Here is a 15303-nt window from a genome sequence, read left to right on the forward strand (position 1 = left end):
ACTTTGTTGAAGGTTCTGCCGCTTAGGTTACGGAACCCTTTGTCCTTACCTACGTCCGGGAAGGCTAGCCAATCCGTACAAGCACACAAAAACCGAAGCCGCGGTGTCGACTCGGTACATTGGTTAGGCTAACCTATTGCTCGTGGCCCTTCAGGGTTATGTCGTTCGAACAAGGGAGTGTTCTGGTGTCAGTTGTAACAACGACGTCCGATGCCTGGGCCGATGTGCATCGTTCGCTTTCGTGCAGCGACGAGGGCGGTCCGCTGGGCGAGGCGTGCGTCGACCTTCGTGCGTTGAACTCGGCCTACCCCCGTATGTATGCGGTTGCATCGATGGCGAACGAGGCGAAGCGTCGCTGGTGGCAGCTGGCAGTAGGCCTCGAAAGTGGTCGTGCGGAGCAGATGGTCACTCGCTCCCTCGAGGACGTGAAGACTCCCGAGGTGGCAGCGATCCAGGTGGCAACCGCGCTGATTCATGCAATCGTGGGCCGCGTCGTCGCCTTGTTGGTTCTTCAGGGGCGTACGTGGGATCCGGGCATCGACAATCTGTGGATTCACATGGACAGCGACGGCGGTATCGACTGGGCGGGGCTCACTTCGCCCGTGCTGAGAGTATTGCCCGGCGACAGCCTCGAAGGGGCTTCGGGGACGGTCACTCTTCCATGTGAGGAAGCGCTGCTGATCTGGACGGCCCACCGATGCATCACTTCCCTCGATGTCGTTTCTCGGGCGATCGCTGACTCTGCGCCCCTCGATCCGCGCGTCTTCTGGTCGTTGGTCGGTGATGCAGTACTCGGCGCATCGACACACGTGCCCATGTTGTCGAGATCGCTCGGAGTATCGAGTGCTCGTCGCGGACAAGCGCTTCTCGACGCATTTGTTGCAGCCGGAGTTCCGGTCCGTTCGCGTCCAGCGTCGATCGGACGACTTCGCTTGCGAGCGTCATGAACACCCCTTGCGGATAAAATAAGGGTAGCCTAGGCTGATATGGAACTAACGGACCGCGCCGGAGTCCTGAGGGCTGCAGTGACTCCCGGTCCTTGCCGCGGCGGGCTCCACATCCATTCGGATGTGGGTCCGCCGATTTTTCTCGGCTGGGTCTCGTGTAGTTCTGGGGAGATCACACGCCGCTCGCCACGCGCGGCCACGACACCCTAGGAGGGCCTGAATGAGCCAGAACGAACCGAAGGTAACAACTCCTTCTGATACGAATGTCGATCCAGCCGACATCACCGAGATGGTCGCGCAGGGTTTCGACGGCACCCTAGGACTGGAGTATCTCGAAGTCTCCGGCGATCGAGTCCGCGCGACGTGGGACGTGACGCCCAAGCTCCACCAGCCAGCCGGGATCATGCACGGTGGCGTTCTCTGTGCCGTAGTCGAGTCGCTTGCCAGCATCGGCGGGAGCGTGTGGCTCGGTGACCGCGGACACGTCGTGGGCGTCAACAACAACACGGACTTTCTCCGCGCAACGCGTTCGGGTCGCCTCACCGGCGTAGCCACCCCTGTCCATCGGGGCCGCACTCAGCAGATCTGGCAGGTGGACATATCCGACGAAGCTGGAAAGCATGTTGCACAAGGCAAGGTTCGGCTCGCCAATATCGTCGACACGGCAATTCTGGGAAACGCCGCGACATGAGCCCACGAGGAGATTGTCGGCGCGGCGGGAGCGCCGCGTTGCCGCGTCGATGATTCTCCTCGAACTCGACGCACTACCTTTGCAGTCATGAGTGAAACGGTCGGCAGCGGTATGTCGTCTCCGAGGGTCGGAGCGTTCGATCCCGAAAACGTCGCCCAGGCACGTGCGGCGATCGCCGCAGTCGACGATATCGGAGTGTGGGTCCAACGCTTCGACCTGTTGGGCGATCCGACTCGGCTGCGCATTCTGCTGTGTATGCACCGGGCGCCCGGCATTTGCGTCACCGATCTGGCGTCGGCGCTGGAAATGACGCCGACCGCCGTCTCGCACGCCCTACGTCTTCTTCGCAACGAGGGGTGGGTTGCCGTTCAGCGCGACGGCAAAAAGATGACCTACCGACTCGACGACGACGTCGTACACGGCATGCTGCACCAACTCGGCGCCACCCATGCACTACATGTGCACGAATGACGCCGAGTGATCACCGTCGCTGAGCCTGTCAGCCCGCGGTTTTCTGCTCCTGCTTTTCGATCCTCTTCTGCGAAGAGCGTTTCGATTCCATCGAGTTCAATTGCTCGATGGCCAATCGTGCGAACACCTGCTGCTCGGTAGACGCCATCTGTGCACGTCCCTTCCCGAGGAAGGTGACGAACCAAGAAATGACCGTGGTGATGCGGCTGCGGTAACCGACCAGGTAGTACAGGTGCAACGCGAGCCACATGACCCAAGCGATGAACCCGCCGAACTCGAACTTTCCGACCTTGGCGACGGCATTGAAGCGCGACACCGTGGCCATAGACCCCTTGTCGAAGTACTTGAACGGCTTGCGTTCTGCCGGATCGGCTCCGGTCAGTGACGCTTTGATCTGCTTGGCGGCGTAGTTGGCCCCCTGGATCGCACCCTGTGCCATACCAGGAACATCTTCGACGGACATCAGGTCGCCGACCACGAAAACATTGGGGTGGCCTTCGACTGTCAGGTCGGGTTCGACAATGACTCTTCCAGCACGATCGGTCTCGGACCCGGACTGATCAGTGAGTTGCTTCCCGAGCGGGCTGCCCTGCACTCCGGCGGACCAGACCTTGCACTGTGCGTCGATGCGACGGGTCGTACCGTCCTTTTCCTTGACCGTCAGGCCGTCGTTGTCCACATCGGTGACCATGGCGTTCAGCTGAATCTCGACGCCGAGCTTCTCGAGCCGTGCTGCGGCTTTGTGGCCGAGCTTTTCGCCCATGGGCGGCAGCACAGCCGGGGCCGCGTCGAGCAGAATGACACGCGCGTCACGGGGGTCGATGTTTCGGAATGCACCGTCGAGGGTGCGATCTGCCAGTTCTGCTATCTGACCGGCGAGTTCGACTCCGGTAGGTCCTGCGCCGACAACCACGAAGGTCATCAGACGGTCCTTCTCTTCCTGATCGTCCGACAATTCGGCCTGCTCGAACGCGCCGAGAATACGACCACGAAGCTCGAGAGCGTCGTCGATCGTCTTCATACCAGGTGCGAACTCGGCGAAGTGGTCGTTGCCGAAGTACGACTGCTGTGCTCCGGCCGCGACGATGAGGCTGTCGAAGTGGGTCACGGTGACCCGTTCGAGAAGCTTGGAGGTGACGGTCTTGGCCGTCAGATCGATGGCTAGAACGTCACCGAGGAGAACCTCTGCATTCTTTTGCTTACGCAGGATGACCCGTGTCGTGGGAGCAATTTCGCCCACGGACAGGATGCCGGTGGCCACCTGGTAGAGAAGCGGCTGAAATAGGTGGTGGGTGGTCTTAGCGACCAGAGTGACGTCGACGTCGGCCTTCTTGAGTGCCTTGACGCCGAACAAGCCACCGAATCCGGAACCGATGACAACGACGTGATGACGCTTCGACTCGACCGGTTGGATGCTCATTAACCTGCTCCTAGAGATTTGAGATGTACCACAACGGTAACGGTCCGGGTTTGGGGTGTCTCGGCAAGGTTCCCATGTCGGAGGACGAATCGGGCGCTGACATGACGGTTAGTGCCACTGACCTGGGCGAGTGATCAGAGGTCGACTGCGAAAAACGACCTGCTTGCTTCTGTATCGCTTCAGAAGTCGTCGGATCATCAGGCGCGAGCGCGCTGCGCCAGCTCCACTGTTGCCGCGCGTAGGTCGGAAACGTCGGCAATCGGTTCGGCATATCCAACGCGAGTGGTCGCCTTCCCACGTGGAGTGAGCACGGCGAGGTCCAGCCCGTACCGGTCGGCCGAGGTGACCGTACTTTCCGTCGCATCCGGGTAGCCACCGATAGCGCGGGCCATTGCGAGCAACGACTCGCTGTGATCCTCGTTCAGGTGCGTGAGCGCACCGGCGGCCTGCGTCGCCACCGGATCTGCCGATGCGGATGCATAGTCGACACCGAGTGCGGAATCCATCCGGCCGTATCCGCCTACCCACCGGACTCGCTCCACGCGCAGAATCCACACCGAGAAGTCGCTGTAGTCGATGTAGTACTTGGCGGCGGGGACAGCCGATAGATGCGCTTGCCGCGCAGCGGTTATCCCGTCGCCAGATGGTCGTTCCACCACGCCGGCGAGAGTGATTCTCGATGTCGCGAGAGGATCGGTGACCGATGCCGGGGAGACCACCGACAAACTCGCCCTAGGGTCGTGATCGAGGTTCCGTCCGTGCTCGGCCATGTTCGAGACACACAGAACCGGTGAGCCGCCCAGTAAGCCATAGGTGATGTAGGACGCCCACGGGTCACCGCCGACAGTCAGACTGGCGAGGGTGCCTGAGTTGGTCGATGCTGCGACGGTTCGAGCCTCTTCGGCTGCCGACATCCGTCGGACAGGTTCGAACTCGCCCAACGGGGGAGGGACGGAAGGAGCGTCGCCGGGATCGCCATGATCGAGTGCCATGGTCGCAGTCTACGGAGCGTGTTCGGCCGTCGTGAACGTTCGTGTGGCCCAGGCGACTCGGAAAATTCGTTTCGCCGCGCGAATCGCGGGCATACTCTCCCGGTGATCAAGGTGATGCGCACGAACCGAACGGTCCGGGCCGTGGTGGCTGCGATGGGGTTGTTCGTTGTGGTGGCCGCGATATGGGCGGGTGTGGGATATGTATATGCCGATGACCACAAGACCATGTCGGCGACCACGGTGGGGCTTTGTGTACTCGCAGTCGGGTGGTTGGTGATTCTGGGGGCCTTCGCCATCAAGTTCGGTCGCCTGCGGGCTCGACGACGCAAAAGTGAACACGACGGCTGAGGCAGGGGTAATTCGCGTATTTATCGAGAAGTCGTGAGCACGACCAACTTTTGCGTCGCACGCGTCGTGGCGACATAGCGGTCGACCGCTCCCTCGGTGTCTGTCCCGAATGCGTCGGGGTCGATCAGAATTACGAGATCGAATTCGAGGCCCTTGGACGTTTCTGGAGTCAGCACGCGAACACGTGAATTCGCCCGGAGTTCAATGCTTCCGGCGGCATCGGCGCTGATGATGCAAATGATCCCTTCGGTGTGGTGGGCCAACCATGTATCGAGAATCGAAGCCAACTCTGACGTGCGTCCGTGCACGACGGGGATGCCGCTCCGACGAATGGAGGTCGGTACGTTGGCGTCCGGCAGAACGGTTCGAATGATCGGTTCGGCTTCCGTCATGATTTCCTCGGGTGTTCGGTAGTTGATGGTCAGTGACGACACCTCGACGTGTTCGAACCCGACTCGTCGCAGCCGCTCCTGCCACGACTCCGTGAACCCTCGGCGAGCTTGGGCGCGATCTCCGACTATGGTGAAGCTCCGGGATGGGCAGCGTGAGAAGAGCATTTGCCACTCCGCGTCGGTCAGTTCTTGAGCCTCGTCGACGACTATGTGCGCGAACGGGCCTGCTAGCGCGGCGTGACCGCTGTCCGGGGAATCGGAATCTGTAAGGACCATGTCGTCGACGAGGGCATCTCGAACGCCTTTTTGGCGAAGTTGGGCGATCATTCCTTCGTCGTCGTCCAATTGAAGTAGCTCGTCCACAACCCGGTCCATCCGCTTACGTTCGCCCGCTTCGGTTGCAGCTCGGCGGCGGTGCTTCAGTGACAGATTCGGATCGCCGAGGCGCCTACGCGCGGCATCGAGAAGTGGGAGGTCGGAGATTGTCCAACTCTTGGGCTTCGGGCGCTGCAGCGTTGCGATGTCGTCCTCGCTGAGCGAGGGTGCACATCTACGAAGATAAGCGGGTACCGACCATAGGTCTGCGACGAGGTCGTTGGCTTCGACCAAGATCCATGCCTTCTCCAGAACAGCGCGCAACTCCTCGTTCTCATGCAACGACGTTCGGATGGTCCTGGCCGAAACGTCGCCGTCGTATTTGTCGGTCAGGATTGTCAGAAGCAACTCCCACACTTGTTCTCGGGCCTCGTTGTGCGGAATGCCCGGTTCGGGTGCACCGAACGCTTCGGCCCAGTCCTGGGGGCCGAGCCAAAGGTCGGCCCAGTCGGTCTCGACGGCCATTCCCGTGGTCGGTGGCTGCTCGTAGAATCTGACGGCCGACTCGATGGCCGTCACGAGATGTCTCGACGCTTTGAGGCGGCCGACCGAAGCGTCTTCCTCGAGTGCGGCGGACGCACCTTCTGACACGAGGTCCCGCAAGGTGCAAATGTGGACGCCCTCTTCACCGAGGCTCGGTAGGACGTCGGCGACGTAGGTCAGGTAGGCCTCGTGCGGCCCGATGAACAGCACACCACCTCGATGACGGCCGACCAGGGCATCGCCGTACAGAAGGTAAGCAGCCCGGTGAAGCGCGACGACCGTCTTCCCCGTGCCGGGACCCCCGTCGACGACGAGCGCCCCGCGCGATCCTGCGCGAATGATCGCATCCTGATCGGCTTGGATCGTTCCCAGCACATCGCGCATCCGGTGTGACCTGTCACTGCCGAGACTCGCTATGAATGCCGAGTGATCGTCGAGGGCAGCGAGTCGGAGCACCCCATTCTCGCCTTCGAGTTCGTCAGCAGTGAAAACCTCGTCCCAGTAGTCGCTCACGCTTCCACAAGTCCAGCGATACCGACGCCGGCGGGCCAGCCCCATCGGGTTGGCCTGTGTTGCGCCGAAGTAAGGCTCGGCTGAAGGGGAGCGCCAGTCGACGAGGAGTTGATTTCCCGCCGTGTCCAGAAGTCCTAGCCTGCCGATGTACGACGACTCGTGTGTTTCTGCATCGACGACATGGCCGAGACATAGGTCCAAGCCGAATCGGCGTAGAGACCGAAGGCGAGCAGTGAGTCGGTGGATTTCGAAATCGCGTTCCATCAGTTCCTGGCCCATCCGGCCGGTCTCCTTGCGGACGGAATCGAGTCGGTCGGTCAAGTCGGCGATAGATTTCGAGAGGCTTGTCGCGATCGCAGCGAAATGTTGCTCGTCGTCCAAGATCAACGCGGGGTGGGCTTTGGCGATGAGTCGATCCGAGAGATCGAAGGCACTGTCGGTGGTGGGGATCACGCCGCCGTCTCCCATTGCTCGAATCGCGATGGGTTCGAAATCGGTGGTAAATCGGGTACAGGTAGATGCATGAGTTTCCCTCCCTTTCCGCAGCTTTCGGCTTCAGCCGGTAATTCTGCGCTGCACCCGGGGTCTTGCCACAAGCCCCCGGGTGCGCTATATGTTGAAAAGGGAAGGGAAGCTGCTGCACGGTCCAAGCGGCTCGGTAAAGGTCGAAAAGGGCCTTGCTACCGGCCCCGTTCATCAGAGGATTCGGTGTATCAGCCCGAGACGTCGATGATCTCGATCGCGAAGACCAAGGTGTCGCCTTGCTCGATGCCAGCGGACGACTGACCACTGGGGTACCCGTCGGCGGATGTCATCGCGACAGCTACCTTCGACCCGACGGTCTGCCCGGCGATCGCCTTCTGAAAGCCTGGTACGACTCGGGCAAGCGGGAACTCGACCGGTGCGCCACGTTCGTAGCTGCTGTCGAAGACCGAACCGTCGCGGCCGTTGACCCCCATGTAGCAGACCGAGACCGTCGCGTCGTCGGCCACAACAGGTCCGTCACCGGTCTGCAGCGTGTGTACCTGGGTCTCGGTCACAGCGAACGGTGTGGTGACCTCGACGAGGGGAGCCGTCGTATCGGTTGATCCGGCAACTGCCACGCTGCCGGTGGATCCGGGAAGCGTCCATTCGGGTGTGGTGCCGGCCTCGGGCGTTTGGGCCGGGCAGGTGGTGGATGCAGGTGCAGATTCGCTGACCGATGAGGTAGTCGAATCGGAGCCGCATGCTGCGAGCACCACAGCGAGCGACGCGGCGCAGGCCACGAGTATGCCGGATTTGGTTGCGCGAGAATAATTCACGTCGATCACGCTACAGAACCTCGATCGCGCGGAGGAACTCGAACCCGCATCGTTCATCGAGATCGCTTATCGGGCCCAGGGTGGTGTCAGAGTCGAGCCATCGGGTAGCTCGGCAGACATGCCCACCGTGGTGGCTACCCACACTCGCGCCGAGTCGATTTCTGTCTGCACGCGAAAACTGCTCTTCGCCGGCACCTGCGCGACGTCACCCGGGCCGAGAACTGTTGCAACACCATCTATATGGACTGTCAACAGTCCGCTCAGTACGAGAAGCACTTCTTCGTTCGACACGGTGTGTTCGGCACCGGGGGTATGCGGTGCGACATCGAGCATCCAGCCGCACAACTCGGTGCTCGCGGAGGTCGTGGGTGAAACGTAGGAGGTGAATACGGAACCGTGAAGTTCGAACCGACGTGTAGCGCTCGAGGTGATCGTTGGCATGACATGCTCCCGAGTTAGACAATTTGCTTGACTACAATGGTCAAGCAACTTGTCTACACTGTCAAGGGTGAATTCCGCGCAGCTTCCGTTCTCCCTGTTGTCGTGTGCCCACGTCCTCGCGGACGGCATACAGTCCGGCATGTCGACCCGCGGATTCGACGACCTCCGGCCCGCTCATGGATTCCTCTTCGCTCGCGTATCCGGGGCCGGATGCACCACGAGCGAGATAGCCGCACATCTCGGAGTGACCAAGCAAGCAGCAAGTCAAATGACCGACCAACTCGTCGAGTCGAGCTATCTGGAGCGCGTCGAGAATCCCCGGGACAAGCGATCGACGTTGATCATGTTGACACCCAAAGGGATACGGGCCACGAGAGCCGCAGAAGAGTGCGCTCTCGCTGTCTACCGGCAATGGGAATCCGCTGTTGGTGCCGAACAACTGATGCAGATGGGGGAGACGCTCGCAACCCTGGCTGTACCGGGACGGCTCCGGCCGTTGTGGTGAATACAAGAGCCTGACCGGTGCTATTCGGTGGTCCGCGCATCGCCCTCCGACTGCTCGGTGGGGAGGATGCCGTGCAGGACGATGTCGGCCAAAGCGTCGGCGACCGGCCCAGGATCGTCGATATCGCGGACCGACATCGCGAAGATCGCGGCACCCGCGAGGATGTCGAGGAGAGTGTCCACGTCGACACCTGCACGAATTTCGCCCTGTTCGCGGGCTGCGACCAGTCGGCGCTCCAGTTCCGCTCGCACTCCTGCGAGCTGGCGTACGACCAACACTTCACGTAACGCTCCGTCGGTACGTACCTCGCTCATCAGCCCGGGGGCTGCTGCCCGGGTGGCAGGAGAGGCGAAAAGTGTGACCGCGCCCTGCACCAAGGCGTGGACCTGGTCGGCCATCGTGCCGGTGACGCCGAGTGTCGAGTCGATGTCGGCGCCCAGATCCGTGTCCAGAACGGGGTAGACGGCCTCGTTGACTATGTGGGCCTTCGATGGCCAACGCCGATAGATGGCAGGGCGTCCGACGCCCGCGAGGGCTGCTATCGCCTCGATCGTGGTGGCGGCATATCCCTTCTCTGTCAGCAATTGTCGGGTGGCATCCAGCACGGCTGCGTCGATCGTCGGGTTCCGCTGTGGGCCGAGCCGATGCTGGGCCTCGGGTTCCTTCGGCATCTTCTACGGGCCCCTTGTGGTTTCGGTGTGACGTCCGTTACATTCTGTCACGGCTTCAGTCGATACAAAGTGTAACGACTAGCGCGTGCCATCGGTGTCTCCCAAGCCACTAGGAGTGGTTATGACTTCAGAATCCAGGGGAGCAGATCCCGACTTTGCCGAGCTCGCCCGACCAGGTGAGTCCCGCAGCGATCCTGCTGTCTTGCGGGCGCGACTCGAGCGGTGGCTGGTCACAGTTCTCGACGCCGAATCCCAGCCGGAGGTGACCTCGACCGAAATTCCGGCCGGTACAGGGATGTCCAACGAGACGGTGCTGTTCGATGCTGTGTGGACCGAGGACGGGTGCCGCTCGGAGCACCTTCTGGTTGCGAGGATCGCACCTGCCGTCGTCGGGGTGCCGATCTTCCCGACCTACAATTTGGACCAGCAGTTCCATGTCATGCGAGCGGTTGCGGAACGCACGTCGGTGCCGATTCCCCGTGTCTACTGGTCGGAGTCCTCGCCCGAGGTCCTCGGTGGAGAGTTCTTCGTCATGGAGCGGGTCAAGGGCGACGTCCCTCCCGACGTGATGCCGTACAACTTCGGATCCTGGCTGTCCGAGGGGACGGTCGAAGAACGTTCCCGACTCCAACTTTCCTCTATCCAGGTTCTCGTCGACCTGCATGCCATCGCCGAGCCCCACCGCGTATGCCCGAGTTTGAGATGTACCGACGGCGACGACGAACCCACCGGGGAGACGGCGCTGCGCGCGCATGTCGCGGGTCAACGGCGCTACTACGAGTGGGCCACCGCTGACGGACCACGGTCTCCGCTGATCGAACGCGGACTCGACTGGATCGAGGCGAACCTGCCCACCGACGACCGACCGGCGGTGCTGTGTTGGGGCGACTCCCGCATAGGCAACGTCATCTACCAGGACTTCGAGCCTGCAGCGGTACTCGATTGGGAGATGGCCACGCTCGGACCGCGCGAGTTGGATCTCGGCTGGATGATCAACTTACACAGGTTTTTCGAGGATCTCGCCACGATGGCCGGGCTCCCCGGGCTACCCGACCTTCTCCGCCGCGAAGACGTCGCCGACACGTATCGGGAGCTGACCGGGCACCGACCGGCCGATCTGGACTTCTACACGCTGTACGCGGCTGTTCGTCACGCCGTCATCATGTTCCGAGTGCAACGCCGTGCCGTCGCTTTCGGCCAAGCTCAGCTACCGGAGAACCCAGATGACATGATCATGCACCGAGCGAGTCTCGAAGCCATGCTGGACGGCACCTACTGGGCCGGCGTCACGGCGGGAGCTGCGTCATGACTCTGTCTCCGCTGGACGACTACCCAGTCCACCAGATCGCCGAGCCCATCCGACATGTCGGCACCTCGGACCGCAATTTCTACGACCGTTACTACTTCAATTGTCACGCCGGGGTCGACGGGGCTGATCCACTGTTCCTCATCATCGGACTAGGTCAGTATCCCAATCTCGGTGTGTGCGACGGGTTTGCGGTCCTACGACGCGGAGATGATCACGTCGTGTTTCGAGCTTCCCGAGCGCTAGGGGAGGACCGCATGGATCTGTCCGTCGGACCGTTACGGATCGAGATAATCGAAGGATTGCACCGTCTGCGAGTCGTTCTCGAACCGAGCCTGGAGGCTCCCGACCTCAGTTTCGATCTCGAATTCGAGTCCGACGTGCCGGCGAACCTCGAGGCGAGGCATTTCCACCGGCAACTCGAGCGGGTCACCTTCGACACCCAGCGGTTCGTCCAAACCGGGACGTGGGCTGGGACACTGACGCTCGACGGCGAGGCAATCCCCGTCACGCCGGACACGTGGCGCGGCAACCGTGACCGTTCCTGGGGCGTACGGCCAGTGGGCGAGGCGGAACCACCTGGACGCAAGGGCGATCCGGCGATCGCCGCCGAGCAGAACTTCTTTTGGATCTACTCGATCATGCAGTTCGGAGACTTCACCATTGTCACGGTCATTCAGGAGGACAGGCACGGGCGGCGCATCGTCGAGGACTCGACTCGGGTCTTCGCCGATCGAACTCGTGACCGGGAGTGGCTGGGCCGACCGGATCACGAGCTGAGCTTCGTTCCGGGTACCCGCGAGGTCGAGACCGGGACACTGTACTTCCGTAGACCGGGTTCGCCCGGCAAGCCGGACCACGTCCTCACCGTGACCTGCGAACCAGTGCTTCCGCACTACCTGGGGGTCGGCACCGGGTACGGCCTCGAGCAAGATTGGCGCCACGGAATGTGGCAGGGCGAGCTGGTGGTCCAGGGGTTTCGCGAGAAGGTCTCCGAGATCGAGCCCTGGAAGAAGATGTTCAGCCCTGTCGACAATCTCGCGCGATTCACCATCATCGAGGACGGCGTCTCCCGCACTGGCGCAGGACTTTTCGAGGTGGCGGTCATCGGACCCCACGAGCAATACGGGTTCACCGGGGTCGGCGACGTCGCCCCCTGAGCATCCGGGCGTCGGCCGAATTCTGAGCCGTCGGCGACGTCCCATGTCAGTGCTTCACGCGATACCGCACGTGCGTCGTCAGCGGAGAATGAATCGCTTCAATTGGTTCGAGGCTCAAGTTTGTCAGGCCTTCGAACGGTGATTCACCGCTTCCGAGCAGGATTGGTGTGATGTCGAGGACGAGTTCGTCGATCACGCCGGCGGCGAGGGCTTGACGAACGGTCGACGCTCCGCCGGCGATGGAGATGTCGTTTTCGCAGGCCACGGCCTGGGCCTGGGCATAGGCGGAATCGAAACCATCGGTCACGAAGTGAAAAGTAGTGCCACCCGCCATCTCGATCGGTTCGTGTTGGTAGTGGGTGAGGACGAACACCGGTGCGTGGTACGGGGGATTGTCACCCCACCACCCGCTCCAGTCCTCATCCCATTCGCCCCGGACGGGGCCAAACATGTTACGGCCCATGATGAATGCTCCACGGGGCCGCAGTAGTTCAGCGGTGAGCGCGGCATCAGCCTCGTTCGTGGCCTCACCGATATGCCATGTGTGCAGTTGGAGGCCTCCGACACCCAACGGGTTGTCCTTGTCCTGATCAGGGCCGGCGACGAAGCCGTCAAGGGAGATCGACGCGTGTGCGGTAGTTCGGGTCATGCCGTTCAGACTGCCACCGCGATCGAAACTCATCGCCCCATCTCACATGCCTTCTGCTTCTGGTGGACCCAGGCTATTGAGTTGCCAGAAAATACGTTGTTGGATCCCGATCGGCCCTGCTACGTTGCCGGAGACCGTGCACGAGAACAAGGAGGTGGTACCTGTGAACGCTGTAACGACATGGGTGCTTCTTCCTTTCATCACGGTCGGACGAAAAGATCGTCCGGGAGCGCCGTTCACGAGCACTCTCGAAAGGCACGACCATGAAATTCACTTCTGCACAGCATGACGACGGCGTTGTCGAGCGCGCGTTCACTCTCGACGGGATCCCCGGCATTCTGTGGACCCCCGAGTCTGCATCCGTACCGGTGCCGCTGGTTTTACTCGGCCACCCTGGAGGACTGCACGCAATGCACTCCCGGTTGGTAGGGCGGGCCCGGGCGTCAGTTTTGGAGCACGGCTTCGCCGCGGCCGCCATCGAGCTTCCTGGCGGCGGTGAGCGGCCCCGTTCCGCCGCCGCGGAGCAGGCCCGCAGCGATCTGCGGCGGGCGCTGGCAACCGGTGAGCCGGTCGACGAGATCGTCGATCGGCTCGTACTTCCGCTGGTGGACAAGGCAGTCCCGGAATGGCAGGCCGCTTTGGACGCTCTCCTTGCGCTACCTGAAGTCCGCGGACCGGTCGGGTTCTCGGGAGGACCGATAGCCATCGGTATCCGGTTGGCGGTGGTCGAGCCCCGTATCACTGCCGCCGTGTTGTTCGCGGGTAGCTTCGTGCCCGCCGCCATGTTCGACGAGGCCCGTCAGGTCACCATTCCGCTACAGGTTCTCCTGCAGTGGGACGACGAAGGGAACGACCGGCAGGCCGCTTTGGATCTGTTCGACGCCTTCGGCTCCGAAGAGAAGACGTTGCACGCGAACATGGGCGGGCATGCTGGAGTACCACAGTTCGAGGTGAGCGGTGGGGCCCAGTTCCTCGCCCGACACTCGAGTTAGTCGTCCGTTCCCGGCACCTGTCGCGATGTCCGCTATCGGTTTCGTGTCAGAGGAGCGCGGTATCGACCGGACGGGCAGCGACGAGCCTGATATCCGTCCCGCAGTATCGGTGAGCGCGGGGTTGTCAGTCGACGTTCGGCGCCCACTGCACGCCGTTGATATGGCTCCCACCGTCGACGAAGAGGGTGTTGCCCGTCATGTACCGGCAATCATCGCTGCCCAGGAAGAGAGCCACTGGCCCGATATCCTCCAACGGGTCGCCCATGCGTCCCATCGGATTCGCGCTGGCCATCGCCGCCGCATTCTCCGGACTTGCGGCCTCCATCCGCTCGAACGCCGCGCTCTTGGCGCCAGGACAAATTATGTTGCAGCAAATTTGATGCTGAGCCCATTCCCGCGCAGCTGTGCGAGTGAGTGTGCGTAGAGCTTCTTTCGCCATGTTGTAGGCGACTGAGTACATGTGGGCGTTCACGCCATTGAGCGAGGCGATGTTGATTACCCGGCCGGTTCCGTGCTTCTTCAGTTCGGGAAACGCAGACTGCATCGCCCAGAACGCAGCCATCACTCCCATGTCGAATCCGGCGCGTACCGACTCCTCCGGTGTCTTCTCCAGACGTGCGTAGGGGATCCCGCCCCACGCATTGTTGATCAACACATCCACCCGGCCGAAGTTCGAGACGGCGGCTCCGACCATGTCGTGCACTTGCTGCCGGTCTGTCACGTCGGTGCGCACGAACTCGACCCGCCCGTTGTACTGCCCGCGCAACTGCTCCGCGGCTCGTTCACCCAACTCTCCGTCGATCTCGGCGATCAACACGCTCGCACCTTCGCGTGCGTAGGCCTCGGCGATGCCGCGGCCAATACCTGTCCCACCACCGGTGATCACCACAGACCTGCCCGCCCACCGATTCGTCATCGTCTCACTCCCAGTTTCATGCAATGGAAAATTTCATCGCCGACTACCCACGCGGTGATATCCGCCGCGTGGCATCGACTGTGTCAGGCGCTCGCCGCTTCCGATTTACGGGGTGTAAGCGCGGCCAATCTCATTACGTGAGCCAATATGCTCTTGTGAACAATGGTCGGCAACACCAGGTTCCACATCTGGTTCAACCGCTCGTACAGGTCGGTTCTGCCGGTCAACATCTCCGAGAGAATCTGCACTCCGGTGAACGAGCCCACGATGAACCGGGCCAGCGCGTCGATGTCGGTGCCCTCGACGATGTCGCCGTCCTCGGCTGCTTGCAGCGCAATCTCTTTGATGGCGTCGATCCAGTCCAAGTACGGTTTTTCTATCGGACCCTGGATGCTCCCGATTTCCATCGTCAAGCGCATGCCGCCTCGCGCGATGGGCTCGGTTACGAGCTGCCGCGCCATCTCTTGGGACACCAGCACCAGCATCTCGATCGCGGTGTCGGACTGAGTGCCCACCAGTCGGTTGCCTTCCATGGCCATAGCGTGTTGCGCTTCGATGACCGCGTGCGCGAGCTCTTCCTTAGACGCGAAGTGGAAATACATCGCACCTTTGCTCACACCGGCGTGCTGCAGGATGGTGCCCAGGCTGGCGGAGTAGCCGAACTTTTCGAAGCTCGTGGCAGCTCCCAAGATGACGGCCTGGCGCGTAAGAACAGCGCGCTCCTGCATGT

The 15303-nt window shown here is 61.9% G+C and carries 17 protein-coding genes; 8 read left to right on the plus strand and 9 right to left on the minus strand.

The genetic code is table 11. The features are described from left to right. Nucleotides 1-185: 185 nt before the first annotated feature. From BJD99_RS03350 to BJD99_RS03360, 3 genes are all read left to right on the plus strand, one after another. Entirely contained in the window at nucleotides 186-947 is a 762-nt protein-coding gene (locus tag BJD99_RS03350) for a hypothetical protein (RefSeq protein ID WP_084345368.1), read from the plus strand. Nucleotides 948-1167: 220 nt separating this feature from the next. Next, nucleotides 1168-1638 (plus strand): PaaI family thioesterase, encoded by a 471-nt coding sequence (locus BJD99_RS03355; RefSeq protein ID WP_084345369.1) that lies wholly within the window; start codon nucleotides 1168-1170, stop codon nucleotides 1636-1638. An 87-nt stretch (nucleotides 1639-1725) separates the two neighbouring features. Beyond that, nucleotides 1726-2109, plus strand: a complete 384-nt coding sequence (locus BJD99_RS03360; RefSeq protein WP_084345370.1) for a helix-turn-helix transcriptional regulator — start codon at nucleotides 1726-1728, stop codon at nucleotides 2107-2109. Nucleotides 2110-2137: 28 nt separating this feature from the next. Here the strand turns inward: BJD99_RS03360 and BJD99_RS03365 are convergent, their stop codons facing one another. Both BJD99_RS03365 and BJD99_RS03370 read right to left on the minus strand, forming a co-directional pair. Continuing rightward, nucleotides 2138-3529, minus strand: a complete 1392-nt coding sequence (locus tag BJD99_RS03365) for an NAD(P)/FAD-dependent oxidoreductase (RefSeq protein ID WP_084345371.1) — start codon at nucleotides 3527-3529, stop codon at nucleotides 2138-2140. Nucleotides 3530-3726: 197 nt separating this feature from the next. Next, complete coding sequence (locus BJD99_RS03370; RefSeq protein ID WP_084345372.1) at nucleotides 3727-4521, minus strand: HugZ family protein; 795 nt, start codon at nucleotides 4519-4521, stop codon at nucleotides 3727-3729. Between the two features lie 102 nt (nucleotides 4522-4623). Here BJD99_RS03370 and BJD99_RS03375 point away from each other — a divergent pair, with 102 nt between their 5' ends. Continuing rightward, the gene (locus tag BJD99_RS03375; protein WP_256895454.1) at nucleotides 4624-4869 is read left to right on the plus strand and encodes a hypothetical protein; all 246 of its coding nucleotides are present in this window, start codon (nucleotides 4624-4626) and stop codon (nucleotides 4867-4869) included. 20 nt (nucleotides 4870-4889) lie between these two features. On the opposite strand, the gene helR is transcribed toward BJD99_RS03375, so the two are convergent. From helR to BJD99_RS03390, 3 genes are all read right to left on the minus strand, one after another. After that, entirely contained in the window at nucleotides 4890-7100 is a 2211-nt protein-coding gene (gene helR, locus BJD99_RS03380; RefSeq protein WP_373270505.1) for an RNA polymerase recycling motor ATPase HelR, read from the minus strand. A gap of 245 nt (nucleotides 7101-7345) precedes the next feature. Then, nucleotides 7346-7933 (minus strand): FKBP-type peptidyl-prolyl cis-trans isomerase, encoded by a 588-nt coding sequence (locus BJD99_RS03385; RefSeq protein ID WP_256895457.1) that lies wholly within the window; start codon nucleotides 7931-7933, stop codon nucleotides 7346-7348. A 66-nt stretch (nucleotides 7934-7999) separates the two neighbouring features. Then, nucleotides 8000-8374 (minus strand): cupin domain-containing protein, encoded by a 375-nt coding sequence (locus BJD99_RS03390; protein WP_084345374.1) that lies wholly within the window; start codon nucleotides 8372-8374, stop codon nucleotides 8000-8002. 67 nt (nucleotides 8375-8441) lie between these two features. Between BJD99_RS03390 and BJD99_RS03395 the strand changes: the two genes are divergently transcribed. After that, nucleotides 8442-8879: a MarR family winged helix-turn-helix transcriptional regulator gene (locus BJD99_RS03395; protein ID WP_218775702.1), complete on the plus strand. Its 438-nt coding sequence runs from the start codon at nucleotides 8442-8444 to the stop codon at nucleotides 8877-8879. A 20-nt stretch (nucleotides 8880-8899) separates the two neighbouring features. Here the strand turns inward: BJD99_RS03395 and BJD99_RS03400 are convergent, their stop codons facing one another. After that, nucleotides 8900-9550 carry a TetR/AcrR family transcriptional regulator gene (locus tag BJD99_RS03400; protein ID WP_084345375.1) on the minus strand — a complete coding sequence of 217 codons (651 nt, stop codon included), beginning with the start codon at nucleotides 9548-9550 and terminating at the stop codon, nucleotides 8900-8902. Nucleotides 9551-9671: 121 nt separating this feature from the next. Between BJD99_RS03400 and BJD99_RS03405 the strand changes: the two genes are divergently transcribed. Continuing rightward, a complete protein-coding gene (locus tag BJD99_RS03405; RefSeq protein ID WP_084345376.1) occupies nucleotides 9672-10859 on the plus strand; it encodes a phosphotransferase family protein in 1188 nt (395 codons plus the stop codon). Then, entirely contained in the window at nucleotides 10856-12016 is a 1161-nt protein-coding gene (locus tag BJD99_RS03410) for a hypothetical protein (RefSeq protein WP_084345377.1), read from the plus strand. The genes BJD99_RS03405 and BJD99_RS03410 overlap by 4 nt, the downstream gene beginning before the upstream one ends. 46 nt (nucleotides 12017-12062) lie before the next feature. Here the strand turns inward: BJD99_RS03410 and BJD99_RS03415 are convergent, their stop codons facing one another. Further along, on the minus strand, nucleotides 12063-12665 hold the full coding sequence (locus BJD99_RS03415) for a dihydrofolate reductase family protein (RefSeq protein WP_084345378.1): 603 nt from the start codon (nucleotides 12663-12665) through the stop codon (nucleotides 12063-12065). Between the two features lie 263 nt (nucleotides 12666-12928). On the opposite strand from BJD99_RS03415, the gene BJD99_RS03420 reads away from it, so the two are divergent. Further along, nucleotides 12929-13657: an alpha/beta hydrolase gene (locus BJD99_RS03420; RefSeq protein WP_084345379.1), complete on the plus strand. Its 729-nt coding sequence runs from the start codon at nucleotides 12929-12931 to the stop codon at nucleotides 13655-13657. 124 nt (nucleotides 13658-13781) lie between these two features. Here BJD99_RS03420 and BJD99_RS03425 read toward each other — a convergent pair whose 3' ends face one another. Both BJD99_RS03425 and BJD99_RS03430 read right to left on the minus strand, forming a co-directional pair. Beyond that, nucleotides 13782-14573, minus strand: a complete 792-nt coding sequence (locus BJD99_RS03425) for an SDR family NAD(P)-dependent oxidoreductase (protein ID WP_084345380.1) — start codon at nucleotides 14571-14573, stop codon at nucleotides 13782-13784. An 83-nt stretch (nucleotides 14574-14656) separates the two neighbouring features. Further along, nucleotides 14657-15301 (minus strand): ScbR family autoregulator-binding transcription factor, encoded by a 645-nt coding sequence (locus tag BJD99_RS03430; RefSeq protein ID WP_084345128.1) that lies wholly within the window; start codon nucleotides 15299-15301, stop codon nucleotides 14657-14659. Nucleotides 15302-15303 lie beyond the last annotated feature (2 nt).

This window comes from Rhodococcus sp. 1163, assembly GCF_002091985.1.
GTDB lineage: Bacteria > Actinomycetota > Actinomycetes > Mycobacteriales > Mycobacteriaceae > Rhodococcoides.

Coding starts and splice junctions, on each gene's coding strand:
- BJD99_RS03430 (WP_084345128.1), bottom strand. CDS start 15,301: ATGCAGGAGCGCGCTGTTCTTACGCGCCAGGCCGTCATCTTGGGAGCT.
- BJD99_RS03390 (WP_084345374.1), bottom strand. CDS start 8,374: ATGCCAACGATCACCTCGAGCGCTACACGTCGGTTCGAACTTCACGGT.
- BJD99_RS03370 (WP_084345372.1), bottom strand. CDS start 4,521: ATGGCACTCGATCATGGCGATCCCGGCGACGCTCCTTCCGTCCCTCCC.
- BJD99_RS03425 (WP_084345380.1), bottom strand. CDS start 14,573: ATGACGAATCGGTGGGCGGGCAGGTCTGTGGTGATCACCGGTGGTGGG.
- BJD99_RS03415 (WP_084345378.1), bottom strand. CDS start 12,665: ATGACCCGAACTACCGCACACGCGTCGATCTCCCTTGACGGCTTCGTC.
- BJD99_RS03360 (WP_084345370.1), top strand. CDS start 1,726: ATGAGTGAAACGGTCGGCAGCGGTATGTCGTCTCCGAGGGTCGGAGCG.
- BJD99_RS03410 (WP_084345377.1), top strand. CDS start 10,856: ATGACTCTGTCTCCGCTGGACGACTACCCAGTCCACCAGATCGCCGAG.
- BJD99_RS03400 (WP_084345375.1), bottom strand. CDS start 9,550: ATGCCGAAGGAACCCGAGGCCCAGCATCGGCTCGGCCCACAGCGGAAC.
- BJD99_RS03405 (WP_084345376.1), top strand. CDS start 9,672: ATGACTTCAGAATCCAGGGGAGCAGATCCCGACTTTGCCGAGCTCGCC.
- helR (WP_373270505.1), bottom strand. CDS start 7,100: ATGGGAGACGGCGGCGTGATCCCCACCACCGACAGTGCCTTCGATCTC.
- BJD99_RS03365 (WP_084345371.1), bottom strand. CDS start 3,529: ATGAGCATCCAACCGGTCGAGTCGAAGCGTCATCACGTCGTTGTCATC.
- BJD99_RS03355 (WP_084345369.1), top strand. CDS start 1,168: ATGAGCCAGAACGAACCGAAGGTAACAACTCCTTCTGATACGAATGTC.
- BJD99_RS03420 (WP_084345379.1), top strand. CDS start 12,929: ATGAAATTCACTTCTGCACAGCATGACGACGGCGTTGTCGAGCGCGCG.